Annotated in this window: 26 protein-coding genes and 1 tRNA gene; 15 read left to right on the forward strand and 12 right to left on the reverse strand. The window is 34.6% G+C overall.

Translation table 11 applies throughout. The features are described 5' to 3' along the window. The first annotated feature begins 163 nt into the window (after positions 1-163). The 3 genes from gldJ (at position 164) to BLV35_RS13715 (ending at position 4,796) form a co-directional block, all read left to right on the forward strand. On the forward strand, positions 164-1,843 hold the full coding sequence (gldJ, locus tag BLV35_RS13705) for a gliding motility lipoprotein GldJ (RefSeq protein WP_091091404.1): 1,680 nt from the start codon (positions 164-166) through the stop codon (positions 1,841-1,843). A 62-nt stretch (positions 1,844-1,905) separates the two neighbouring features. Then, positions 1,906-3,192 (forward strand): UDP-N-acetylmuramoyl-tripeptide--D-alanyl-D-alanine ligase, encoded by a 1,287-nt coding sequence (locus BLV35_RS13710; protein WP_091091406.1) that lies wholly within the window; start codon positions 1,906-1,908, stop codon positions 3,190-3,192. Between the two features lie 143 nt (positions 3,193-3,335). Next, positions 3,336-4,796 (forward strand): glycoside hydrolase family 30 protein, encoded by a 1,461-nt coding sequence (locus tag BLV35_RS13715; protein ID WP_091091409.1) that lies wholly within the window; start codon positions 3,336-3,338, stop codon positions 4,794-4,796. 167 nt (positions 4,797-4,963) lie between these two features. Here BLV35_RS13715 and BLV35_RS13720 read toward each other — a convergent pair. The 7 genes from BLV35_RS13720 to BLV35_RS13750 form a co-directional block, all read right to left on the reverse strand. Further along, positions 4,964-5,038, reverse strand: a tRNA-Val gene (locus BLV35_RS13720). Between the two features lie 86 nt (positions 5,039-5,124). Beyond that, positions 5,125-6,345, reverse strand: coding sequence for a bifunctional folylpolyglutamate synthase/dihydrofolate synthase (locus BLV35_RS13725; RefSeq protein ID WP_091091413.1), 1,221 nt, complete (start codon positions 6,343-6,345; stop codon positions 5,125-5,127). A gap of 192 nt (positions 6,346-6,537) precedes the next feature. Continuing rightward, positions 6,538-7,335: an energy transducer TonB gene (locus tag BLV35_RS13730; protein ID WP_091091417.1), complete on the reverse strand. Its 798-nt coding sequence runs from the start codon at positions 7,333-7,335 to the stop codon at positions 6,538-6,540. A 34-nt stretch (positions 7,336-7,369) separates the two neighbouring features. Then, positions 7,370-7,762 (reverse strand): ExbD/TolR family protein, encoded by a 393-nt coding sequence (locus tag BLV35_RS13735; RefSeq protein ID WP_091091420.1) that lies wholly within the window; start codon positions 7,760-7,762, stop codon positions 7,370-7,372. A gap of 2 nt (positions 7,763-7,764) precedes the next feature. Next, a complete protein-coding gene (locus BLV35_RS13740) occupies positions 7,765-8,469 on the reverse strand; it encodes a MotA/TolQ/ExbB proton channel family protein (protein WP_091091423.1) in 705 nt (234 codons plus the stop codon). A 237-nt stretch (positions 8,470-8,706) separates the two neighbouring features. Then, a complete protein-coding gene (locus BLV35_RS13745; protein WP_091091426.1) occupies positions 8,707-9,933 on the reverse strand; it encodes a Glu/Leu/Phe/Val dehydrogenase dimerization domain-containing protein in 1,227 nt (408 codons plus the stop codon). A gap of 67 nt (positions 9,934-10,000) precedes the next feature. Beyond that, complete coding sequence (locus BLV35_RS13750; protein WP_091091430.1) at positions 10,001-11,071, reverse strand: anhydro-N-acetylmuramic acid kinase; 1,071 nt, start codon at positions 11,069-11,071, stop codon at positions 10,001-10,003. Between the two features lie 224 nt (positions 11,072-11,295). Between BLV35_RS13750 and BLV35_RS13755 the strand changes: the two genes are divergently transcribed. From BLV35_RS13755 to BLV35_RS13810, 12 genes are all read left to right on the forward strand, one after another. Then, entirely contained in the window at positions 11,296-12,435 is a 1,140-nt protein-coding gene (locus BLV35_RS13755; RefSeq protein WP_091091436.1) for an acyl-CoA dehydrogenase family protein, read from the forward strand. A 138-nt stretch (positions 12,436-12,573) separates the two neighbouring features. After that, the gene (locus BLV35_RS13760) at positions 12,574-13,251 is read left to right on the forward strand and encodes a Crp/Fnr family transcriptional regulator (protein ID WP_091091439.1); all 678 of its coding nucleotides are present in this window, start codon (positions 12,574-12,576) and stop codon (positions 13,249-13,251) included. An 80-nt stretch (positions 13,252-13,331) separates the two neighbouring features. Then, a complete protein-coding gene (locus tag BLV35_RS13765; protein ID WP_091091442.1) occupies positions 13,332-13,934 on the forward strand; it encodes a peroxiredoxin-like family protein in 603 nt (200 codons plus the stop codon). Next, complete coding sequence (locus BLV35_RS13770; protein ID WP_091091446.1) at positions 13,934-14,392, forward strand: YHS domain-containing (seleno)protein; 459 nt, start codon at positions 13,934-13,936, stop codon at positions 14,390-14,392. The genes BLV35_RS13765 and BLV35_RS13770 overlap by 1 nt, the downstream gene beginning before the upstream one ends. Positions 14,393-14,401: 9 nt before the next feature. After that, positions 14,402-14,791 carry a DoxX family protein gene (locus BLV35_RS13775; protein WP_091091450.1) on the forward strand — a complete coding sequence of 130 codons (390 nt, stop codon included), beginning with the start codon at positions 14,402-14,404 and terminating at the stop codon, positions 14,789-14,791. A 1-nt stretch (position 14,792) separates the two neighbouring features. Beyond that, the gene (locus tag BLV35_RS13780; RefSeq protein ID WP_091091454.1) at positions 14,793-15,281 is read left to right on the forward strand and encodes a hypothetical protein; all 489 of its coding nucleotides are present in this window, start codon (positions 14,793-14,795) and stop codon (positions 15,279-15,281) included. Continuing rightward, positions 15,269-15,979, forward strand: coding sequence for an NRDE family protein (locus BLV35_RS13785; protein WP_091091457.1), 711 nt, complete (start codon positions 15,269-15,271; stop codon positions 15,977-15,979). The genes BLV35_RS13780 and BLV35_RS13785 overlap by 13 nt, the downstream gene beginning before the upstream one ends. 9 nt (positions 15,980-15,988) lie before the next feature. After that, entirely contained in the window at positions 15,989-17,023 is a 1,035-nt protein-coding gene (locus BLV35_RS13790) for an ATP-grasp domain-containing protein (protein WP_176980626.1), read from the forward strand. 4 nt (positions 17,024-17,027) lie between these two features. Next, the gene (locus BLV35_RS13795; protein WP_091091466.1) at positions 17,028-17,672 is read left to right on the forward strand and encodes a hypothetical protein; all 645 of its coding nucleotides are present in this window, start codon (positions 17,028-17,030) and stop codon (positions 17,670-17,672) included. Between the two features lie 9 nt (positions 17,673-17,681). Next, the gene (locus BLV35_RS13800; RefSeq protein WP_091091469.1) at positions 17,682-18,659 is read left to right on the forward strand and encodes a M28 family peptidase; all 978 of its coding nucleotides are present in this window, start codon (positions 17,682-17,684) and stop codon (positions 18,657-18,659) included. 54 nt (positions 18,660-18,713) lie between these two features. Then, entirely contained in the window at positions 18,714-19,391 is a 678-nt protein-coding gene (locus tag BLV35_RS13805) for an SDR family NAD(P)-dependent oxidoreductase (protein ID WP_091091472.1), read from the forward strand. A gap of 193 nt (positions 19,392-19,584) precedes the next feature. Then, positions 19,585-20,184, forward strand: coding sequence for a SprT-like domain-containing protein (locus tag BLV35_RS13810; protein ID WP_091091475.1), 600 nt, complete (start codon positions 19,585-19,587; stop codon positions 20,182-20,184). Positions 20,185-20,248: 64 nt separating this feature from the next. On the opposite strand, the gene BLV35_RS13815 is transcribed toward BLV35_RS13810, so the two are convergent. From BLV35_RS13815 to BLV35_RS13835, 5 genes are all read right to left on the reverse strand, one after another. Continuing rightward, positions 20,249-21,010 (reverse strand): ABC transporter ATP-binding protein, encoded by a 762-nt coding sequence (locus tag BLV35_RS13815; RefSeq protein WP_091091478.1) that lies wholly within the window; start codon positions 21,008-21,010, stop codon positions 20,249-20,251. Further along, positions 21,007-21,756, reverse strand: coding sequence for an MlaE family ABC transporter permease (locus BLV35_RS13820; protein WP_091091481.1), 750 nt, complete (start codon positions 21,754-21,756; stop codon positions 21,007-21,009). Before BLV35_RS13820 ends, BLV35_RS13815 begins: the two co-directional genes overlap by 4 nt. Before the next feature lie 87 nt (positions 21,757-21,843). Next, entirely contained in the window at positions 21,844-22,695 is an 852-nt protein-coding gene (locus BLV35_RS13825; protein WP_091091485.1) for a glycosyltransferase family 2 protein, read from the reverse strand. A gap of 77 nt (positions 22,696-22,772) precedes the next feature. Continuing rightward, entirely contained in the window at positions 22,773-23,300 is a 528-nt protein-coding gene (locus BLV35_RS13830) for a class I SAM-dependent methyltransferase (protein WP_091091488.1), read from the reverse strand. A 182-nt stretch (positions 23,301-23,482) separates the two neighbouring features. Beyond that, on the reverse strand, positions 23,483-24,544 hold the full coding sequence (locus BLV35_RS13835) for a 3-oxoacyl-ACP synthase III family protein (RefSeq protein ID WP_091091492.1): 1,062 nt from the start codon (positions 24,542-24,544) through the stop codon (positions 23,483-23,485). Positions 24,545-24,633 lie beyond the last annotated feature (89 nt).

Here is a 24,633-nt window from a genome sequence, read left to right on the forward strand (position 1 = left end):
TATATGTTTTAGTATAAAAATAAATAATAAATAGTATAAATTTGCGTTTGATTTGTATAATATGTTTTATATCAATCATCAGAATAAAATTATCAAAAACGGTGTTGCGGGTTAATTGTTAATTATTATATTGCAACACTTAAATTATTACCTTTAAAAGAGTATGAAAGTAAATAAAATTACAGCCTTGCGATTGCTGCTATCGATAACAATGATTATTGGTTTTGCCAGTTGTAGTAAAAAATCGAGTTCAAAAAATGCGTCAAGGGGTACTGGCTGGAATGTCGAAAGTAAAAAAGCTGCTAGTAGTAAAAAACAAGTAGCTGGACCTGGATTGATTTTTGTTGAAGGAGGAACTTTTACGATGGGTAAAGTCCAGGATGATGTTATGCATGATTGGAACAATACTCCAACGCAACAACATGTTCAGTCTTTCTATATGGACGAAACTGAGGTTACTAATTTTATGTATTTAGAATATTTAGATTGGTTGAAAAATGTATTCCCGCCTACCGAAGATAATTACAAATATATATATGAAGGTGCTTCGCCGGATACTTTAGTGTGGAGAAATAGATTGGGTTATAATGAAACTATGACTAATAACTATTTAAGACACCCATCTTATGCAGATTATCCTGTAGTTGGTGTGAATTGGATTCAAGCGGTAGAATTTAGCAAGTGGAGAACAGATCGCGTTAATGAGGCCTTATTAGAAAAAAATGGGTATTTGAAAAAAAATGCTAAAACGCAGGATGTTACTGCTGAGAGTTCGTTTAGTACAGACACGTATTTAGCAGCTCCTAAGATGACTTATGGAGGAAATGAAGAAATTGTTTTACCAAAAGGAGCTAAGAAAAGCCCTAAAGCTGGTAAAGATGGAAAAGTTGTTGAACAAAAAAATGTGTACGCACAACGTTCATCAGGTATTATTTTGCCAGAATACAGACTACCTACTGAGGCTGAATGGGAATATGCAGCCGCTGCTGATGTAGGGCAGAGAGAATATAATATTTATAAGGGACAGAAAAAATATCCTTGGTCTGGTAGTTATACCCGTTCTGGAAAAAGACAAAGTAAAGGAGATCAGTTGGCTAACTTTAAACAAGGTAATGGAGATTACGGTGGAATTGCAGGTTGGTCAGATGATGGAGCTGATATAACTAATGCAGTTAAAAAGTATCCGGCAAATGATTTTGGATTGTATGATATGGCTGGAAATGTGGCCGAATGGGTTGCCGATGTTTACAGACCTATAATAGATAACGAATCAAATGATTTCAATTATTTTAGAGGAAACCGTTATACTAAAAATAAAATTGGAGCAGATGGTAAAGTAGAAATTGTCACTTTAGAGACAATGAAGCATGATACTTTAAGTAATGGGAAAATTATAGTAAGAAGTTTTCCAGGTCAAATTGCGCAAGTTCCAGTTGATGAAAACGAAACGTATTTGAGACAAAATTTTGATAAGAGTAATAATATCAATTATAGAGATGGTGATAAACAGTCGTCTAAATATTATGATTTTGGGTCTTCTGAGTCAGATACTGATAAAGTAAAAGGGGATAAATCAATGTATAATTCACCTAAGCACAATGTAACAACAGATAGCTTAGGATCAATGGTTAGAAAATACGATAGATCTAATAAGAGAACAACTTTGATAAATGATGATGTAAGAGTTTATAAAGGTGGGTCGTGGAGAGACAGAGCCTATTGGTTAGATCCTGCTCAAAGAAGGTATTTTCCACAAGATATGGCTACTGACTATATCGGATTTAGATGTGCAATGTCTAGAGTTGGACCAAAATCTGATAAAAGAAAATCAGCGAGAAATTAAATTTTTATATAAAATAGTAATTAAAGCCCTTTCATTAGGGCTTTTTTTTTAATCGTTTTTAAATGGATATAGCTAGAATTCATAGTTTATTTTTGAAATGTAAATCAGTTTCAATTGACACGCGTAAAATAGAGTCAAATTCATTATTTGTTGCCATAAAAGGAGATCGGTTTGACGCCAATAGATTTGCAAAGGAAGCTTTAGAAAAGGGCGCGTCTTATGTGTTAATTGATAATGAAGCGTACTATCTTGATGAAAGAACAATCTTAGTGGATGACAGTTTATTTGCTTTGCAAAAGTTGGCAAAATTCCATCGAACATATTTAAAGTTGCCTATCATTGCGCTTACGGGTAGTAATGGAAAAACAACTACAAAAGAGTTAATTCAAGTAGTTCTTGCTAAGAAATACAAAACAAAAGCAACCGTTGGTAATCTAAATAATCATATCGGAGTTCCTTTGACTTTGTTGTCTTTTAATGCAGAAACGGAAATAGGAATAGTAGAAATGGGGGCCAATCATAAAAAGGAAATTGAGTTTCTTTGTGAAATTGCAAAACCTGATTATGGTTATATAACGAACTTTGGTAAAGCGCATTTGGAAGGATTTGGTGGCGTTGCTGGTGTTATTGAGGGTAAAAGTGAAATGTATAAGTATTTGTTTCAAAACGATAAATTAGCTTTTGTAAACTTTGAAGATCCTATTCAAATTGAAAAAACAAAAAATATAAAGTCATTTACTTTTGGTGTAAATAGAGATAATACGGATGTGTGTATTACATCAGTGAAGGCGAATCCATTTGTTGAGATAGGTTATGCGGATATTATAATTTCATCTCATTTAATAGGCCTATATAATGCTAATAATTTAAATGCAGCATTGACTATAGGAAAGTTCTTTAAAGTCAATGATTTGTCTATAAAAGAAGCTTTAGAGGGTTATGTCCCTGAAAACAACAGGTCACAACTGTTGACGAAGGGAACAAATCAGATTATTCTAGATGCTTATAATGCTAATCCAAGCAGTATGGCGGTTGCGATTGAGAATTTCCTTCAATTAGACAGTTCTAATAAGATAATGATCTTAGGAGATATGTTTGAATTGGGTGATGAAAGTGAGAGAGAACATCAGGAGCTCGTTAATTTTCTTTTGAATGAGAAAGAAGTACGATGTTTCTTTATTGGCGCGGCATTTTATTTATGCAAGGTTGATAATTCTCAATTTCAATTTCATAAATCATTTGATTCTTTTTCAATTGGATTAAAGAATGAAGCAATCAAAAATAGTACGATACTTATTAAAGGATCAAGAGGAATGGCATTGGAAAGAACATTAGAGTATTTAGTGTAGGCAATTATCCGGTTTTTTTAATAGAGTCGTCTTCGTAGATTGTTTTAGGAGTGTTGTGACAATGTTTTTTAATTATTTGGTTTCTTTGTAGAAGGAGAGTCTATACGAATTTACATTTGGTAAAATAATATAAAAAAATAAGAATGAAAAAAAATTCGATAGTAGCATTGTTAGCAGTTACTCTTTTTGCTTGTTCTTCGCAAAAAAAACAAATTGAAGCGGCGTCGTTTTCTGTCGATGGCAGGAATGTAACTGTTTATACATCGGCAGATAATACAGATTTCCGATTAACAAAAACAGACGTAAACTTACAATTCAAAGATCTAAAACAGCCACTTGAAACACAGCTATGTGTTTTTGTGAACCCAAAGAAAACATTTCAAACCTATTTAGGTATTGGCGGGGCAATTACTGATGCTAGTGCTGAAGTTTTTGCAAAATTATCTAAGAAAAGTCAGGAAGAGTTTTTAAAGGCTTACTACGATAAGGATAAAGGAATTGGGTATTCCATAATTAGAACCAATATACACAGTTGTGATTTTAGCTCAGGAAGTTATACTTATATCAATGAAGGCGATGCTGCGTTAAAAAGTTTTAGTATTGCTCATGATAGAGAATTCAGGATTCCATTAATGAAAAAAGCAATCGCAACCGCAGGTGGTAAGGTAACTGTTTATGCCAGTCCGTGGAGCCCGCCTGCTTTTATGAAAGATACGAAGAACATGCTACAAGGAGGGAAATTATTACCAGAGTTTTACCAGGCATGGGCAAATTATTATGTGAAATTTATCGAAAGTTATGAGAAGGAAGGGATCCCGATATGGGGTTTAACTGTTCAAAACGAACCAATGGCAAAACAAACTTGGGAATCATGTATATATACAGCTGAAGAAGAACGTGATTTTGTAAAAAATTATCTAGGACCCACGCTACAAAAATCTGGATTTGGTGATAAAAAACTAACGGTTTGGGATCACAATAGAGACTTGCTTTCACAAAGAGCAACTACTATTCTGGATGATCCAGAAGCTAGTAAGTATGTTTGGGGAATTGGTTTTCATTGGTACGAAAGCTGGAGTGGAGGAGATTCCATGTTTGAAACTGTTGGGAAAGTTCATGAGATGTACCCAGATAAAAATTTACTTTTTACTGAAGGATGTGTAGAGAAATTTGATTATTCTAAACTACAACGATGGGCTAATGGGGAACGATATGGTGAATCAATGATTCATGATTTTAATAACGGTACTGTAGGATGGACAGATTGGAATGTTCTTTTGGATCAAAATGGTGGGCCTAACCATGTAGGGAATTTTTGTTTTGCACCTCTTCATGGTGATACAAGAACGGGAGGCTTAATTTATACTCCTTCTTATTATGTAATTGGACATTTTTCTAAATTTATTGGTGAAAAGGCTAAAAGAATTAGTAGTGTATCTAGTAGAAGCCAATTGCTAACAACCTCTTTCTTGAACCAAGATGGGAAAGTAGTGACTGTTGTTATGAATAAAACAAATGAAAAGCTGAAGTATAATTTATGCATTGGTGCAAAAGCCACCGAAGTTTTTATTTTACCACACGCTATTCAGACGTTAATTTATTAAGTTAGCTTTTTAGGTTTAAGTACTTTTCATGATAAAGTTAGGATGAAGTTCGAGTAAAAAAACTGATTGTATTTAGAATGATATAATCGGTTTTTTTATAAGTTGTAATTAATTGATTCTTTCAAAAAAAAGCAAAAAAAAACTCCTCAATTTCTTGAGAAGTTTTGTGGGCGATGAGGGGTTCGAACCCCCGACCCCCTCGGTGTAAACGAGGTGCTCTGAACCAGCTGAGCTAATCGCCCTAATGCAATTCGATAATTTTCATTTCCTTATTGCGAGTGCAAATATAAGGCTGTTTTTTGAATAAACAAGCAAAAAATAAAAAAAATTATAAAATTTCTGCAACCACAAAGGTACTGCCGCCAATGTATATCAAGTCAGTGTCTTCGGCTGCTTTCAATGCATTTTGGTAAGCTGTTGTAATTGAATTAAATACTGTTCCTGTTAAGCCATGTTGGCTTGATTTGTCTGCTAAAATTGTCGCATCTAATCCACGTGGATTATTTGGCTTTGCAAAGTAATAAATCGCATTTTTTGGGAACAGAGGTAAGATTTGATCCAAGTCTTTATCATTGACCACACCTAAAACGATGTGTAATTTATTAAATTGTTCTTTTTGAATTTGATTCAAGACAATCTCTAGTCCGTGTTTATTGTGTGCGGTATCGCAAATTACTTTTGGCGATTCGCCCAGTTGCTGCCATCTTCCTTGAAGCCCAGTGTTTTTTACCACGTTTAGAAGTCCAGTTTTAATATTGCCTTCAGTAATGGTGAATTCCGGGAGTGAGTTTAGTATTGCAATAGTCTGCAAAACTGATTTTTTATTGTGAATTTGGTAGTCGCCTATTAAATCTGATGGATAATTTTCTAAAATCAAGTCGGAGGCAAAATAGATTTCTGAGTTGTTTTCTTTGGCTTTAGCCAAAAAAACAGTCTTAGTTTCGGTGGTGTATTCTCCAATGACGACCGGGATATTTGGCTTTATGATTCCCGCTTTTTCGCCAGCTATCGCTTTAATAGTATTTCCAAGGAACTGTGTGTGATCTAAGCCAATATTTGTAATTATTGATACTAAGGGAGTGATGATGTTTGTTGCGTCTAATCGGCCACCCATTCCGACTTCGATAATAGCGATATCTACTTTCTCTTTTGCAAAGTAATCAAACGCCATTCCAACGCTCATTTCGAAAAAACTGATGTCATTCGATTCAAAAAAAGGTTTGTTTTCATTTATAAAAGTACAAACAAATCCTTCTGTTATATCTGCGCCATTTATTTTAATACGTTCCCTGAAATCTTTAAGGTGCGGAGACGTATATAAGCCCACTTTGTAGCCTGCTTCCTGAAGTACCGATGCTAACATATGAGATGTCGAGCCTTTACCATTTGTCCCGGCAACGTGAACGCATTTTAATTCTTTATGGGGATTGCCAAGATGATTGATCAGTAGGTGCGTGTTTGTCAAATCCTTTTTATAGGCAGAGGCACCCTGAAGCTGATACATTGGGAGTTGGTTAAACATCCAATCCGTCGTTTCTTGATAGTTCATTTTATTTTAGTATTGGTTGTATTCGTATGAAGACACTTTTAAAACAGTAAAGAGAAAATGCTTTTTAAAATTATTAAGAGTTTAAGTTTTATGGACTCTTAAAATCGTATTAGATTGCTGTTTTTTTTAATGTAAAAATATTGAAAGTGCTTATGGTGATTTTATAAATTGCTGTTTAAATATCAAAAAAAGCTATTCTCCTAATTTGAAATTAACGGTAATAAAACCAATTTGAGTTTCCGGTGCATTGGAATCGGGTTGCCATTTGTATTTTCTGGCCGTTGCCAATGCTGGTTCTACTAGACAGGGATTAGTATTAGTTGTGCCTTTAGTATATTTGGCAGCAATAACATTTCCGCTTCTATTTACTGTTATTTGCACAACGACAGTGCCAAATTCATTGCATTTCTGTACTTCTTTCCCTCTTGAGGCGATGCTTCGTCCGTTTAAGCCCCATCCGCTACCATTTCCGGTACCGCTTCCGGATCCGTAATAACTGTTAGCATAAGGATCGCCATTTAAGCTTCCTTTGTCTCCCGCAACATTATCATTTCCTTCTCCGCCTTTTGCTTTTCCGTCTGATTTGGGTCCGTTTAAGATACTTGAAAGCGCATCAGAAGTACTTTTTGAGGGTTGTGGGTTTTCTTTCGGTTTTGGTTTAACCTCTTCTTTGGCTGTTTCTTTTGAAGGTTGTATTTTTTTTGTTTGCTTCATCACAACAGCTTCTTCAATATCTTGCGAAAGAATATCGTCGTTACTTGATGCCGCTTGTTTCGCTGCAGTTGCTATTGGTGCTGATTGAATAGGTTCTGTGGGCTGTATCTCTCCGGATCCAAATTCAGTTGTTCCAAAGTTTATTGCAATTCCATTTTCAGGAGGTGGGTCTAAAGACGTTAATCCTAAATAAAAGAACAAAACAAGTAGAATCACAAAAATGATTGATGTGATTGCAAATGATTTTTTTTCTTCTTCTGTTTCTAAATATTTCATGTAGAATAGCTCTTTTTTTAAAGGACGGGTGTTGTTATTTAGGTCTTACTGCTAAAACAACTTTGATTTGATTTCGGTTTGCAATATCCAAAACATTGACGGCTTTCTCAATTGGTACCCCTTCTTCAGCTCTTAAAATGATTGCCTTCTCCTTATCAGCCGTAAATAAGGATAACAATTTTGATTCCAATTCAGCTTCTGAAACTGGTTCTTTATCAATGAAAAACTCTAGTTTTTTATTGATACTTACTGCGATGTTTTTATTACTGTCTGTTTTTCCTTTTGCTTTTGGTAGCACCAAATCTAAAGCATTGGTGGTTACCATAGTTGATGTAAGCATAAAGAATATCAGCAATAGGAAAACAATATCGGTCATAGACGACATATTGAATTCTGCACTAACTTTATTTCTTCCTCTTAAATTCATAATTATGCTGGGTCGTTTAATAAGTCTAAAAAGTCAACTGCATTCGCTTCCATCTGGTGAACAATTTTATCTGTTTTTACAACCAAATGGTTGTATCCTACGTAAGCTATAATTCCAACTACTAAACCAACCACAGTTGTTGTCATTGCAGTGTAAATTCCTTCAGATAGTGCACCAACTTCTATTTGTCCGCCAGAACTTGCCATCTTGTGAAAAGCTTGAATCATCCCTACTACTGTTCCTAAGAAACCAGTCATAGGACCAGCTCCAGAAATGGTAGCTAGCATACTTACATTTTTTTCAAGTTTGTAAATTTCAAGTTTTCCAGCATTTTCAATTGCCGTGTTGATATCATCAAGAGGCTTGCCAATTCTTGAAATTCCTTTCTCAATTAATCTGGCAACAGGAGAATTGGAATGGGCACATGCTATTTTTGCATTGTCAATGCGACCGTTTCTAATATTTTCTCTGATTTGTCCCATGAAATTAGTGTCGATTTTTGAGGCAGCATTAATTGCCATTAAGCGCTCAAAATATAAATAAAGTGCGACAAAAAACATTAGAAATAGCGAGGCCATGATGATGTTACCTGCTAATCCTCCGCTTGTTAGCAATTCGATAATGGATAACGTTTTTTCAACTGGAACCGTATCGGCTAAATTTTCTTGTGCAACAGATAGGGTATCTGCTTGTAACAATATACTCATAGAAGTTTTCTTTATTATGGAAACGCTAATATATTATAAAAATTGTTACTTTTTTAGATTAATATACTAAACAAATATTAAAAAAGTAGGAGGGGAATAGAGCGTTAAAAAAGGGATATGAAGTGTAGTGCAAAAAAAATCAGTTCGACGAATTCGCTTTTGGACGTTTTCATCGAACTGATCTAATAGTATTCTTTCAAACTAAACAGAATGAAAGTTTTTTAATTTATTATGTACTTACACTAACTGTTTCAAAGCGATTTCAAAAGCGGTAGCGCTGATGTTAGTTTTTTCGCTATTTAAAGCATGTGCTTTTTCAATTGCTTTTTTGATAATTTCTGAGGTGTCTTGGAAAATAGCCTCATCGGTCATTTGTACTTTTTTCTCCATGAAGTAAGCAAATACACGAGCCATACCGCAGTTTGAAATAAAGTCAGGAATCAAACTTACTTTGTGATCTACATCTTCCATTATCGGGCCAAAAAAGATTTCTTTGTCGGCAAAAGGAACATTAGCACCACAAGAAATTACTTCAAGTCCATTAGCGATTAGACTGTCAATTTGAGATTGAGCAACTAATCTTGAAGCAGCACAAGGAGTAAAAATTTCAGCACCTATTGTCCATATTTTTTCATTGATTTCTTCAAAAGGAATCATGTTTTCGGCAACCAGTTTGTTTCCGTCTTTGGCAAGGAATAATGCTTTTATTTCTTCGAAAGTAAAACCATCTTCATTTATTAAACCTCCATCTCTGTCGATTATACCAATTACTTTTGCTCCCATTTCAGCCAAATAGAAAGCAGCAGCTGAACCTACATTTCCAAAACCTTGTACAATAGCTTTCTTGCCTTTCACGTCACCTCCATAAATGGCATAATAATGACGCACTGCTTCAGCAACTCCGTAACCGGTAATCATATCTGCAATGGTATATTTTCTAGAAACGTCTGGAGAGAATTTTGGGTTTTCGATTACTTTAACCACACCTTGACGCAATTGACCTATTCGGTTAATTTTGTCTGCTTCTGTAGGTTTGAAGTGACCGTTAAACACTCCTTCTTGCGGGTGCCAAACACCACATTCTTCTGTCATAGGGATAACTTCATGGATTTCATCCACGTTTAAATCACCACCCGTTCCATAATAACTTTTCAATAATGGAGATACCGCTTTGTACCAACGTTGTAAAACGCCTTTTTTCCTAGGATCGTTTGGGTCGAAATTAATTCCAGATTTGGCTCCGCCAATAGCAGGACCAGAAACCGTAAATTTTACTTCCATTGTTTTTGCTAGAGACAAAACTTCGTTCATGTCTAATCCTTTTCTCATTCTTGTTCCACCGCCGGCAGCACCACCACGAAGAGAGTTGATAACGGTCCAGCCTTCAGCGTCAGTTTCAACATCTTTCCAATTAAAAATGATTTCAGGCTCTTTATTTTCGTATTTCTTTAATAAATCTTTCATTTATTGCGATATGTTTAATTTTGACAAATATAAAAAATAGTATAATGAGAATTGTGTATTTCAGATATTATTTTGGTTTATAGATATATCCGCTGCTATGATCAGTTTCAGCGCCTGTTACACTAGACAATACATTGTTTTGGCCACGTAATTTTAGAACGCCCAATAACGCAAAAATAACTGCTTCTTTGAATTCCAGAATTTTGTTTTCAGGAATTATGATTTTGATGGTAGGTAAGTGAAATTGGATTCGCTCGATAAGAAAGTCATTGTATGCTCCGCCGCCAGTTATTAAAATAGTTCCTTCTTTATTAGGTAATGCTATTGCAATTTGCATCGCAACATGTTCTGTAAAGGTTCTCATTTTGTCAGTAATGTCAATTTCGAACCTTTCTATAAGTGGTAAAACTGTTTCTTTTACAAATTCAAAACCCAGAGATTTAGGATATTTTTGTTGGTAAAACTCGAGATTATTCAACTCGTTCAACAAGGAATTATTAATTAGTCCGGTTGCAGAAATTTGACCCTTATCATCATAATCGAATCCCAACTGATTAGAATAGAAATTCAAAACTGTGTTTACCGGTGAAATATCAAAGGCAATGCGGCTCCTTTTTTCTTCGAACGATACATTTGAAAAACCACCTAAATTCATGCAATAATCATATTCCGGAAATAGAATGCGATCACCTATGGGTACTAGTGGAGCGCCTTGTCCTCCTAAATTGACATCCTGTACTCTGAAATCGCATACTACGGTTTGATTAATTAAGTCTGAGATTTCTGGTAAATTCCCAATTTGAAGTGTAATGGCTTTTTCGGGTTGGTGCAATATAGTGTGACCATGCGAGCAAACGGCATCAAGATTCTCTATTTTATGGAGAGATATGAAATCAGAAATAATGGAAGCAAGTAAAGAAGTATAGTCCAGATTTAATTGTTTTAGATCAAATTCAGAAAAGTCTACTGCTGTTTTTAGTGTGTTTACCCAGATTGAACTGTACGGAATAGTCTCACTTTCAAGAATATTGAAGGTCCATTTCTCGCCTTTTATGCTAAATTGAATATGCGCTAAATCAACTCCGTCAAGAGAAGTTCCCGACATCACACCGATAACGTTATAGTATTCTTCTTTCATCGTCCAAAATTACAAATCAAAATTGATAATTTCACAAGAAAAAAGTATCTTTGACTACTTTTTTTAAACAAAAAGCAAGGTAAATTAAGCAACATATAACAATCGTCTATTCTAAAAGCAAAAATGCAATATAAAACAATTCCGGATTTGGATTTTAAATTCGATGTTGTGAACAACGTATTTTGGCGCTAGAATTAACCAAATAAATAAAAAGAAATACAGTTATGGATTTTAATCTAACAGAAGAGCAGTTAATGATTCAACAAGCCGCTAGAGATTTTGCTCAAAGCGAATTGTTGCCTGGAGTAATTGAAAGAGACGAATTCTCAAAATTCCCAACAGAGCAAGTCAAAAAAATGGCTGAGCTTGGGTTTATGGGTATGATGGTTGATCCTAAATATGGTGGTTCTGGATTAGATAGTATTTCTTATGTTTTGGCAATTACTGAAATAGCTAAAATTGATGCTTCTGCAGCAGTTATAATGTCTGTGAATAACTCATTAGTTTGCGCAGGATTAGAAAAGTACTGTAACGAAGAACAAAAAATGAAATATTTAGTTCCTCTTGCTAAAGGAGAAGTAATTGGTGCTTTTTGCTTGTCAGAGCCAGAAGCGGGATCTGATGCAACTTCTCAAAAAACAACAGCTATTGATAAAGGAGACCATTATTTAATGAATGGTACTAAAAACTGGATTACTAACGGTTCTTCAGCGTCTACTTATATCGTAATTGCGCAAACAGATATCGAAAAAGGACATAAAGGAATTAATGCTTTTATTGTTGAAAAAGGTTGGGCTGGTTTTGATATTGGAATAAAAGAAAAGAAAATGGGAATTCGTGGGTCTGACACACATTCTTTAATGTTTTCGGATGTTAAGGTTCCAAAGGAAAATAGAATTGGAGCTGATGGTTTTGGTTTTGCATTTGCTATGGCCGTATTAAATGGTGGTAGAATTGGTATCGCTTCTCAGGCATTAGGGATAGCAACTGGATCTTATGAGTTAGCATTGAAATATTCGCAAGAGCGTAAAGCTTTTGGAAAAGAAATTTTCAAACATCAAGCTATTGCATTTAAATTAGCTGATATGGCGACTCAAATCATGGCTGCCAAAATGTTATGTCTTAAAGCAGCTGCTGAAAAAGATCAAGGAATGGATATTTCTCAATCTGGTGCTATGGCAAAATTATTTGCTTCTCAAACGGCGATGGATACCACAATTGAAGCGGTTCAAATTCATGGTGGTAATGGGTATGTAGCAGAATATCATGTAGAGCGTATGATGCGTGATGCTAAAATCACCCAAATATATGAGGGAACTTCAGAAATACAACGCATTGTGATTTCGAGAACATTGGTTTCCTAGCATTCGAAATAAATATTCAAAATAATTTAAACCATTAAGGGATTAAGAAATTAAGTAGTAAATTACTTAATGACGCTTAACCTCTTAATGGTTTTTTAGTTGTAAAATAACGCTACATTTACCGTAAAGCAGGCTTTCATGGATGAAGATTTAAAATATTGGTATTTACGAGATCATAAATTGTTTAGAACTTTAAGTTTTAAACAAATGAAGCAGTTGTGCATCATCATGGGGTTTAAAGAAGCAAAAAAAGGGGAGATTATTTACTTTTCCTCTTCGGATGTGCCAAGGATTTTTGTGTTGAAAAAAGGGAATATTAAAATCGTGGCTGTTGATGAAGCCGGTAATGAAACAATTAAAGACATTATTAAAAAAGGAGATTTATTTGGGGAACTTACTTTAGAAGCAGATGGCGAAAGCAATGAATATGCTAAAGTACTTTCTGATGATGTTGCTATTTGCAGTTTTCTGCTTTCTGATTTTGAGGATGTATTATTAAAGAATCCTGGTTTAGCGTTGTCCTATACTAAAATTGTAGGACTCAAAATGAAGCGAATCAAGAACAGTTATTCCAATTTAATTTCGAAGGATGCTAAAACTAGATTGGTTTTGTTCCTAAAAGATTGGGCAGAGAAAGAAGGAACGCAAATAGGAAAGAAAGTGATTATTGAAAATTATCTAACACAAAATGATATTGCCCAAATCATTTGTACCTCAAGACAAACTGCGACACAATTGCTCAACGAAATGGAAGCAAAAGGGACGTTGCTCTACAATAGAAAAGAAATAGTTATAGCAGATATTACCGCATTATAATTTTTTTATGGGAATTGTAATCTAGCCGACATTTTAATTCAGAATTCAATAGTAGCTTTGTGATATAAAATTATAGAATCATGAAAAAAATACTAAGCTTCGTTTTATTAGCAATTGGATTAATGGTAAATGCGCAAAATGAGTTGCCAAAATCAGCTACAGATGCAGCTCCATTATTGATTGGAGAAAAGATTCCGAATATCACATTAAAAACAATCGACAATAGTTCCGTTAGTTTAGAAACGCTTTTCAGCAAAAAGAAAACTGTTTTGGTTTTTTATCGCGGAGGCTGGTGTCCGTATTGTAACCTTCACTTGGCAGCATTGGCGGAAGCCGAAAAAGAATTATTGGACTTAAGATATCAGATTATTGCCATTAGTCCAGACTCACCAAAGAACTTAAAAGCAACTGAAGAAAAGGATAAGGTAAACTATCTTTTATTGTCAGACAGTACTGGAGAATTAGCAAAAGCAATGGGTATCGCTTTTCAAGCTCCTGAAAACTATAAGACCATTTTGGCAAAAGGATCAGATGGGTTGAACAGTACTTTTCTACCAATTCCGTCTGTTTTTATCGTGAATCTAGAGGCGGAAATTGATTTTGAACACATTACACCTGATTATAAACACCGAATTTCTAATGATTTATTAGTTGCGGCGGCGAAATCTTTAAATAAAGAGTAATGAAAAAGCTTTTATTTGCCATTTGTATATTGTTTACTTTTTATGGGTTTTCACAGAGTGAAGGTAAAAGAATAGACCAATTTAATTTGGATAGAAAAGTCGCTATACAAGGATATGATCCGGTTGTTTATTTTAAACAAGGTAAAGCTTTAAAGGGTAAAAAGGAATTGACTTCAATATATGAGGGAGTGACTTATTATTTTTCTTCTGCGTCGAATAAAAGCGCTTTTGTAAAATCACCTTTAAGTTATGAACCTCAATACGGAGGTTGGTGTGCTTTTGCCATGGGTGATTCCGGTGAAAAAGTAGAAGTGAATCCAGAGACATTTAAAATTATTGACGGTAAATTGTATTTGTTTTATAATGCCTTTTTTAGGAATACTTTAAAGAGCTGGAACAAAAATCAGTCGGATTTAATATTAAAGGCCGATTCAAATTGGAAAAAAATAATTCAATAAACTAGCATTATGAAATCATCATTGTTTAGTTGGTTATTGCGTATCGTTGTTGCCGCGATTTTAGTGCAAACATTGTATTTTAAATTTACTGGAGCAGCCGAAAGTATTTATATCTTTAAGACTTTAGGAATGGAGCCTTATGGACGCATTGGTTCAGGTATAATTGAATTAGTTGCCTCTATTTTGATACTAATTCCAAGGACCACATTGTTAGGAGCGTTACTTGGTCTTGGAGTTATGTTTGGTGCTATTGTGTCACACGTTTTTGTTCTGGGAATTGAAGTGCAAAACGATGGAGGGACACTTTTTATGCTGGCATTAATTACCTTTCTTTGTTGTTCTATTTTAGTGTATCAAAATAGGAATAAAATGACCGATTTATTAAAATTAAAAATATAAGATGCTTATTCCTTCCATAAAAAATAGTTTGAACGAATTGATTGATCTACTCAAGCAGATGTCAAATACCGAGTTTTCTAAACCTTGTCAACTGTTAAGTAATTCGACCATTGGGGAACATACCAGACATATTGTCGAAATGTTTCAATGTCTCGAAAATAATTATTGCTCTGGGATTGTAAACTATGATAAAAGACCAAGAAATATCCTAATTCAAACAGATCCTGCTTTTGCAATTTCGCAAATTTTAGCTATTCAGAGTTTATTGGAAAAAGAAAATAAAAAAATCGAGTTGCAACAAATTATTGACAACGAAGAAGTCAGAATTGAAAGCAACTACTTTAGAGAATTACTTTATAACTTGGAACATTGTATTCATCATCAGGCGCTCATAAAGGTGGCTGTTTTACAAAGTGAAACTATATTTGTGAATGAAAATTTTGGTGTTGCACGTTCCACTATTGAATATAGAAAGCAATGTGCACAGTAAGTTTTATAAAAACCGATACTAAGATTATCATTACGTCAAATCGGGACGAACAGTTAATTAGACCTAGTGCAATACCTCCAAAAAACTATACGGTAAATGGCAAGAACGTTATTTACCCCAAAGACCCGAAAGCAGGAGGAACTTGGTACGTCGTTGATGAAAATGGTACGGTGCTCGTTTTGTTGAATGGAGCCGATGAAAAGCATGTCATGGGATTGAAATACAGAAAGAGCCGTGGATTGATTGTTTTAGATATTATTGGTAATGTATCGCCACGGGATTATTGGAATACAATTGATCTGGATCGTATAGAACCTTTTACCATAGTGTTATTTCAAGATCAGGAACTTTTTCAACTTCGATGGAATGGAGCTGATAAAGAAGCCATAAAGTTAGATCCAAACGAAAAGCATATTTGGTCTTCGTCTACTTTGTATCCAAAGGAGATTAGAGAAAAACGCACTAGTTTGTTCCAAGCCTTTTTAGGAAGAAACAAGTCGTTATCTGAGATTGAAATGTATAGTTTTCATCGCTATACTGAAGAGGGAAACCAAGAAAATGGCTTGGTTATTAATAGAAATGGTGAATTGAAAACTTTGAGTATTACCCAGTCTATAATCGAAAAAAATAAAGTGACCATATTGCATCATGACTTGATTGCTGAAGAAGATTTCAGTACCTCATTTATCACTATTTAATCTACGACATTGAAATTACTACTACATAAGGTGACGCATTGGGAATATTGGCCTTTTCAGGTTGTCTATATTCCTATTTATTTTCTTTGGGCTTTTTATGCTGTCAAAGCAAAATCCATTTTTTTCTTTAATGCATCTAATCCGACGATCAAAAACGGAGGATTTATTATGGAGTCAAAAAAAGCAATTTATAATTTGATTCCGCAACAATATTACCCAAAAACGGAACTTATAAAAGAAGGTACTGCCGTAGTTGAAATTAAGGCAATAATCGAACAATCGAATATACGATATCCTTTCATTGCAAAGCCAGACGTAGGTTTGCGAGGTTCAGGTGTAAAGAAAATAAATACGATAGAAGATTTAGAACAATATGCATTAAAGGCAAATTTTGATTTTGTAGTGCAAGATTTGATTCCGTTTCAAAATGAAGTGGGCATATTTTATGTTCGGTATCCCAATGAAAAAAAAGGTAAAATAACAGGTATCGTTTCTAAGGAGTTTCTTATTGTTACCGGAAACGGGGTTGCTACAGTTGAAGAATTGATAAAAGCGAATCCACGGTACGAATTACAGTTAAAAGTACTGAAGAAAGAGTATGGCAATACCCTTTTGGAGGTTTTACCAAAAGGAGAAAAATTAAATCTTGTGCCATATGGTAATCATGCTAGAGGAGCAAAATTTATAGATGGAAGCCACTGGATTACTGAAAAGTTGGAAGATACTATCAATGAAATGTGTTTGCAAATTCCTGGCTTCTTTTTTGGGAGAATGGATGTGATGTACAATACTTTTGAAGAATTAGAAAACGGTAAAAACTTCGCCGTAGTAGAATTAAATGGTGCGGCAAGCGAACCTACACATATCTATGACCCAAGACATTCTTTGTTTTTTGCCTGGAAAGAACTAGCGCGGCATATTACTTACATGTATGAAATCAGTGTCGAGAACAATAGGAATGGCGTGCCTTATTTAGAACATAAAGCAGGTATGAAAGAATACCGCATGCATCTCGAACAAAGCAATAAAATTGTAAATTTCTAATAAGATGAAGGCAATAAAGAATATTCTGGTCGGTTTTCTAGTGAGCTTTCTAGGCTCGATTCCGTTAGGATATTTGAATATTATTGGATTTCAAATTTATAGTGAATTCGGAATTGAAAACTTAGTTCAGTATTTGTTAGGTGTTGTTTTTGTTGAAGCTTTCGTAATTTACTTAACGCTTATTTTTGCAAATCGGTTGGTCCGCAATATCAAGTTAATGCGGATAATTGATATTTTCGGTATTTTCTTTTTATTGTTTTTGGCGTATTCATTTTACTCTTATTCAAATCAAACTGCAGCTAGTCCTAATTATCTAGAAAAGTATATGATTTACTCTCCTTTTTTAGTTGGGCTATTATTGAGTGGTATTAATTTTATGCAAGTCCCATTTTGGACGGGATGGAATTTGTACTTGGTCAATGGAAACTACATTAAAACTACAAATACACTCCAGTTTTATTACGTTGGCGGAACATTAACAGGGACTTTTGCCGGAATGATGGGATTTGTCTTCTTTTTACATGCTATTGCTCAAAATGGAGCGCATTTCTCAAAATACTTGTTCGCTATAATACTTCCCTTATTTTTCATAGTTTTGGCTTGTCTTCAAGGATATAAAGTCTTTAAGAAATACATTAGAAAGCCATAAATTTATAATATGAAAAAAGTAATGATGCTACTTCCGTTTATTCTTTTAGGATGTAAACCCAATGCTAGTCTGGTTTCAAGCCCAGTTGCTGAAACAATAGAAAAGCCAATTGAAATTCTATACAAAGTCAAAGAAAGTGAAGTTGCTACAACTTTGAAATACCTTTCTTCTGATGAATTAGAAGGAAGAGATACTGGGACAAAAGGAATGGAAAAAGCTGCAGATTACTTAGAGCAATTTTTTAAGAATAATAATGTAAAGCCCTATTTCTCCTCTTATCGCGATACAATAACTAATTTTAAAGGCAATGCATATAATGTCGTGGGTTATATAGAAGGAACGGATCCTATTCTAAAAAAAGAGTTTTTAGTGATTAGTGGTCATTATGATCATATTGGGTTAGCAAAAGACGGTGTTAATGGAGATTTTATAAATAATGGGGCAAATGATGATGCTTCGGGGACAACGGCCGTAGCCGAAATGGCAAAATACTTTAGCGTTTCCAAATCAAATAAGAGAAGTGTACTCTTCGTTTTCTTTGTAGGCGAAGAAAAAGGATTGTTGGGGTCTAAGCATTTAGCCAAAAAGCTAAAAAAGCAAAATTTCAATCTGTATGCACAATTCAATATTGAGATGATAGGTGTACCAATGAAAAGAAATTACCTCGCGTATCTCACCGGCTTTGAAAAATCAAATATGGGAGAGAAGATTAATCAATATACCGGTAAAAACAGTGTTGGTTTTTTGCCTAAAGCCGCCGAATATAGGTTGTTTTACAGATCTGATAATTATTCTTTTTATGATGTTTTTAAAGTTCCTTGTCAGTCGGTCAGCACTTTTGACTTTGAGAATTTTGACTATTACCATCATGTGTCTGATGAGTTTAAAGCGATGGATATTGGGCATATGACCCTTTTTATTCAGGAAATGTTGCCGGCAGTGACTCAAATGGCAAATTCTCCTAGCCAAGAAATTCGCATGAATTAAATTGTTTTAGGCGATCCAAACTTATATTTTAAAGCTTTTGTTTATTTTTGCTATATGAAAAAGATTATTATAACGGGAACAAGTAGAGGAATAGGATATGAATTAGCATTGAAATTTGCTAATACAGGATATCAAGTGTTGGCCATTTCTAGAAAAACACCAAGAATACTTATAGAACATGAAAATATCAGCTGTATTTCAGTTGATTTATCAAGTGAGTCCGATTTAGCGAAAGTCGAAAATGTACTGTCTACATCATGGAAAACGGTAGATGCCATTGTACATAATGCAGGAAGTTTCTTGTCGAAACCATTTGCGGAGATTACACAACAGGATTTTGAAAATGTCTATAAAGTGAATGTTTTTGCAGTTGCTAATCTAACGCGTATCTGTTTGCCGTACTTGCAAAAAGGAAGTCATGTCGTTACCATAAGCTCTATGGGAGGAATTCAAGGAAGTTTGAAATTTCCCGGACTTGCGGCATATAGTTCTAGCAAAGGAGCGGTGATCACCTTGTCAGAGTTGTTAGCCGAAGAATATAAAGAAAGAGGCATTTCATTTAATGTATTGGCTTTGGGTGCAGTTCAAACGGAAATGTTAGAAGAAGCTTTTCCTGGTTATCAAGCGCCAATCAAAGCAAACGAAATGGCAGACTACATCTATGATTTTACGTTAACGGGGAATAAATATTTCAACGGAAAAGTATTGCAGGTGTCGTCTACAAATCCTTAAAATAGTTATAAGTTATAGTTGCTATTAACGTTATAATTCAATAGAAGTAAATTGCCAAATATCAAACAGATCGTTTGTATTTTCGACAGAGGAGCAATCACATTAAGTACTCTTACTGTGGGATTGCTCCTTCGTCGAAATGACAAGATTGGGGCCAACAGGCTCAATAAAAAAACATAATTCTTAACTCATTTTGAGCGAAACTTTAGCAAGATATATACCAGAACACGCGGTGAAACCCGTTTTTGAACTCATCGTTGTCAATCAAGTCCATCTTAAGATTGTCAATGAGAGGCAAACTCGTCATGGAGATTATCGAAAAGGAATCAACGGAAAACACGAGATAACGGTCAATTCAAGTCTCAATAAATATAAGTTTTTAATTACCTTGATTCATGAGATTGCTCATTTGGTTGCTTTTGAGAAATTTGGAAGAAAGATCAAGCCCCATGGTAATGAATGGAAATATTCTTTTCAACGGTTGATGATTCCTTATATCCGGCCAGAGATTTTTCCAAGTCAATTGTTGCCTTTATTGGCACGACATTTTAAAAATCCAACAGCCAGCAGTGATACGGATGCGACTTTGTCGTTGGCACTAAAGCAGTTTGACGCGCAAAATGATAAAAACTACATATTTGAGATTCCTTACGGTAGCGTTTTCAGGATAGACAACGGAAAGGTCTTTAAGAAAATAGCTATCAGAACCAAACGCTTTGAATGTCTCGAAGTGAGCTCTGGAAAAATGTATCTTTTTAATCCAAATGCTGAGGTAGAACTTTTGCTAGGTTAGTTTAAAGTAAAAATGTTATTATAACATAATACTCTTACCGCTGATTCTATTATAAGATAGAAACTTACTCCTTCAAATACGCTTCTCTTACTTTCTTGAATAAATTAGAAGAATACACAAAGTCTACGACCGCTTGATTGTCTGTTCTGAAAATTTCTTCTTTGGTTCCTTCCCAGGCCTTTAGTCCATCTTTAAGAAATAAGATCCGCTCGCCAATTTCCATCACGGAGTTCATATCGTGGGTGTTAATTACGGTAGTGATATCATATTCTTCGGTGATTTCTTTAATCAAATTATCGATTAATATAGCGGTATTTGGGTCTAACCCAGAGTTAGGTTCGTCACAAAACAAGTATTTAGGCTTGTTGACAATCGCTCGGGCAATCGCGACACGTTTTTGCATTCCTCCAGATATTTGTGAAGGCAATTTATTATGAGCGTCCGTTAATGCCACTCTTTCTAATACAAAGTCAACTCGTTCTTTGATTTTAGCTTTGTTGTCATTAGTGAACATCTTTAATGGGAATGCCACGTTTTCTTCAACAGTCATGGAATCGAATAAGGCGCTTCCTTGAAAAACCATTCCGATTTCAGTTCGCAGTTCTCTTTTTTCATCCGGTTCCAGTTCAGAATATACTCTGCCATCAAAACAAATTTTACCTGATTCTGGAGTATGGATTCCTAAAAGACTTTTTAGTAGGACCGTTTTACCGGAACCACTTTGCCCAATGATTAGATTCGTTTTTCCAGTTTCAAAAACAGTGGAAATGCCTTTGAGAATCATAACGCCTCCAAATGATTTTTTTATATCTTTTATTTCTATCATGATCCCAGTAACAATTGCGTTAGTATATAATTGAATAATATTATAGAAACCGATGTCCAAACAAAGGAAACGGTACTGGCTTTACCTACTTCCAGCGCACCACCTTTCATGTAATATCCGTGAAAAGAGGGTATGGTTGCCAATAACATTGCGAAAATTAAGGTTTTCAGGAAAGCATAAACAATATGAAAGGGAATGAAATCCATTTGGGCTCCATTAATAAATTCTGCACTGGAAGTAAAACCACCATAAACTCCTGCCATCCAGCCTCCTAAAATCCCTAAAAACATACTGATTCCTATTACAAACGGATACAGCAACAAGGCGATGATTTTTGGGAAAACCAAGTAATTTAATGAGTTAACTCCCATCACTTCCAGGGCGTCGATTTGTTCTGTAACGCGCATCGTACCGATGCTCGAAGTGATAAAAGACCCCATCTTTCCTGCCATAATCACGGAGATAAAAGTAGGAGCAAACTCCAATATTACCGATTGACGTGTGGCAAAACCAATAAGGTACTTCGGGATTAAGGGATTGGTAAGATTTAGTGCGGTTTGAATCGCGACAACTCCTCCAACAAAGAAAGAAATGAAGGCTACGATTCCAAGGGAATCTATGATTAAGTCGTCTATTTCTTTGAAGATTAATTTTTTCATAACAGACCATTTGGTTTGTTTGATGAAAATTTCTCTAAGCATCAGGCAGTATCTGCCTATTTGCGTTATGTATCTAATGAGCATCATATGTTTACAAATATGGGCTAAATTAAGAATTAGTAGCCGGTTTTCAGTTTAGAGTTTGGAGTTTTTTAATAAAAAGGAAAATTCAAATTATTTAAAAAGCTTTTCTTTCATTTTTTCAATGCGATAATCTCGTATGAATTTTGCTTGTACTTGAGTTACTAATAAAGGGGTTTTGGCTGATTTAGCTCGTAGAAAACCGCGGATGTAGTCAAAAAACAACAAGGGTTTCTTTTTCATAAAAGCTAATTTAGCCGAAGCTATTGCCGTAATTAGAAATCCATAACCTAGCGTGTAAAAAGCTTCACCTTGTTTGTACCTTGCCGTTTTGTTGTAATTAGCTCCAGTTGGTTTTAAATGCTTCACAATTAGTGTAGCGTCAGTAACGACTTTCCATCCGTAGTACTTAGTTAACAATTCGTCGACAGTATCCCAGCCCATTGCTGGTTTTAATCCGCCTATTTGTTTAAAACAGGCTTTGCGATACGCTTTAAAGGCGCCACGAATATGGTCTTTGTCAGTTAAGTTTTCTAAAATCCACTCTCCGTTTTTCTCGATGTAAGCAAATCCACCAGCCATTCCTGTTGTTGGATTTTCTTCGAAATGTTGAACAATAGTCTCAAAATAATTGTTTGGTAAAATTAGATCTGCATCTAGTTTTACAATGATGTCGTAATTATCGTCTACTGTTTCAAAACCTTTTTGAAAAGCCTGAATGACTTTGCTACCAGGTAAATGAATAGCACTTGATTTCTTTTCTACTAAGGAGATAAACGGATTGTCTTTGGCGAAAGCCAGAACAATTTCGGCAGTTTTATCAGTAGAGTTATCATTGACCACAACCACTTTTGAAGGTAAATGGGTCTGTGAAATCAAAGATTGTAAGGTTAGTGAAATAAATGCCTCTTCATTGTGTGCGGGTATAACTATGTAGTAGTTCATTGTAATAATTATGAATTATAAATTATGAATTCCAATATCATAATTTGCTTAAATATTTTTTTAAATATTTAAATTCTTTAATCTTTTAATTTCTCAGCATAAACGATATAATACCTATTTGTAAAGTAACGCAATAAAGGACGAATACCAATTTTCTTAACGGGATTAGTCCATTTTTGACGATCAATTATTTTCCATCCTGCTTTTTCCAATAGCCAATCTAATTGCCAATCTTCAAATTCATGGTAATGTCTGTCCCACATATCTGTTTTGCTTCTATACGCTGGTGAAAACCACAAACGCATCGGAATAGATATTAATAGCTTATCCGATTTTATTTCACTTAAAATAGTATATGGGTTTAGTAAATGTTCGAAAATTTCGAAAGCGGTTACTACGTCTTGTTTTTCTTTTGAAAACACTGATTGGTCTAGATCTAAGTCTTCACCAGTGGTATTCTTAACCTTGTATCCATCCTCTTTCATAATCTTCGAAAATGGATTTTCGACACCTAAGTCTAAAATGCTTTCTGAAGTTGAGATATGTTTATTTAAAAATTCTAAGGTGTGTTTGAATCTTTTATTAGGAAACGTTTTTTCGTACATAGTCATTGCGAGGAACGAAGTGCGCCCTCGTTCATTATGGTTTATAAAGTTACAAAGATACAAACATATCGTTCTTGTTTTACAGATTTTTAGAGTATGTAGAAACGAAAAAACCACAGTTTAAAAAGTAATTTTTAAACTGTGGTTTTGTGTTGTATGACTAGATTAGTTGCTATGAAAACTTAATATCTATAAACAAACGCATTTACATTCATTCCTGCTCCAACAGAAGCAAACAGTAGAATGTCACCTTTGTTGATTTGTTGGTCTTTTATTTCGCCTCTAATTAGTAAGTCAAATAAAGTAGGTACAGTGGCAACGCTGCTATTCCCTAATTCATGAATACTCATAGGCATGATATCTTGAGGAACCGGGCGGTCATACAATTTATAGAAACGTTGTATAATTGCTTCATCCATTTTCTCATTAGCTTGATGAATAAGAATCTTCTTAACATCATCAATAGCAATTCCACTTTTGTCTAAACAACTTTTCATAGCCGCAGGAACCGTTGTTAATGCAAATTCGTAAATTTTACGACCGTGCATTTTTATATAACGAGTATCAGGATCTAAGTCTGTATTGTATGATTTTCCAAAAAACAAATAATTAGCTTCATCCATGGCATAAGTGCCACTTTCATAAGAAATTAATCCAGTTTCATCATCATCAGAAGCTTCGATAATGGAAGCGCCTGCACCATCAGAATAAATCATAGAATCTCTATCGTGGTCATCCACGACTCTTGATAAGGTTTCAGAACCAATAACCAAACAACGTTTAGCCATTCCTGATTTTATATAAGCATTTGCTTGAAGTACACCTTCAATCCAACCCGGGCATCCAAAAAGGATATCGTAGGCAACACATTTTGGGTTCTTTATTTGTAATTTATTCTTGACACGAGTAGCTAAACTTGGAAGCATATCAGATTGCGAAGTTCCACACTTCACATCGCCAAAATTGTGTGCAAAGATGATGTAATCTATCGTTTCTGGATCGATTCCTGCATTTTCAATTGCTTTTTTAGAAGCTAAATAGGCAAGGTCTGATGAGTTTTGATCCGTTTTAGCATAACGCCTATGTTCAATTCCTGTTATTCCTTTAAATTTATTAATGATGACATCGTTTGGTCGTCCAAATGGAGTTCCATCTTCATTCAAAAAAACGTGATTGCTAAAGTCTGTATTGCTTACTTTTTTCTCAGGAATGTAACTTCCTATTCCAGTTATTTTTATTTTCATCGGTTTGTTTTCCAAAAAATTTATGCTAATTTAATGATAAAAAAATGATTATAGCCATGTTATTTACTATGCGTGCATATAATTATAGA

It is taken from the genome of Flavobacterium gillisiae (genome assembly GCF_900107635.1).
GTDB lineage: Bacteria > Bacteroidota > Bacteroidia > Flavobacteriales > Flavobacteriaceae > Flavobacterium > Flavobacterium gillisiae.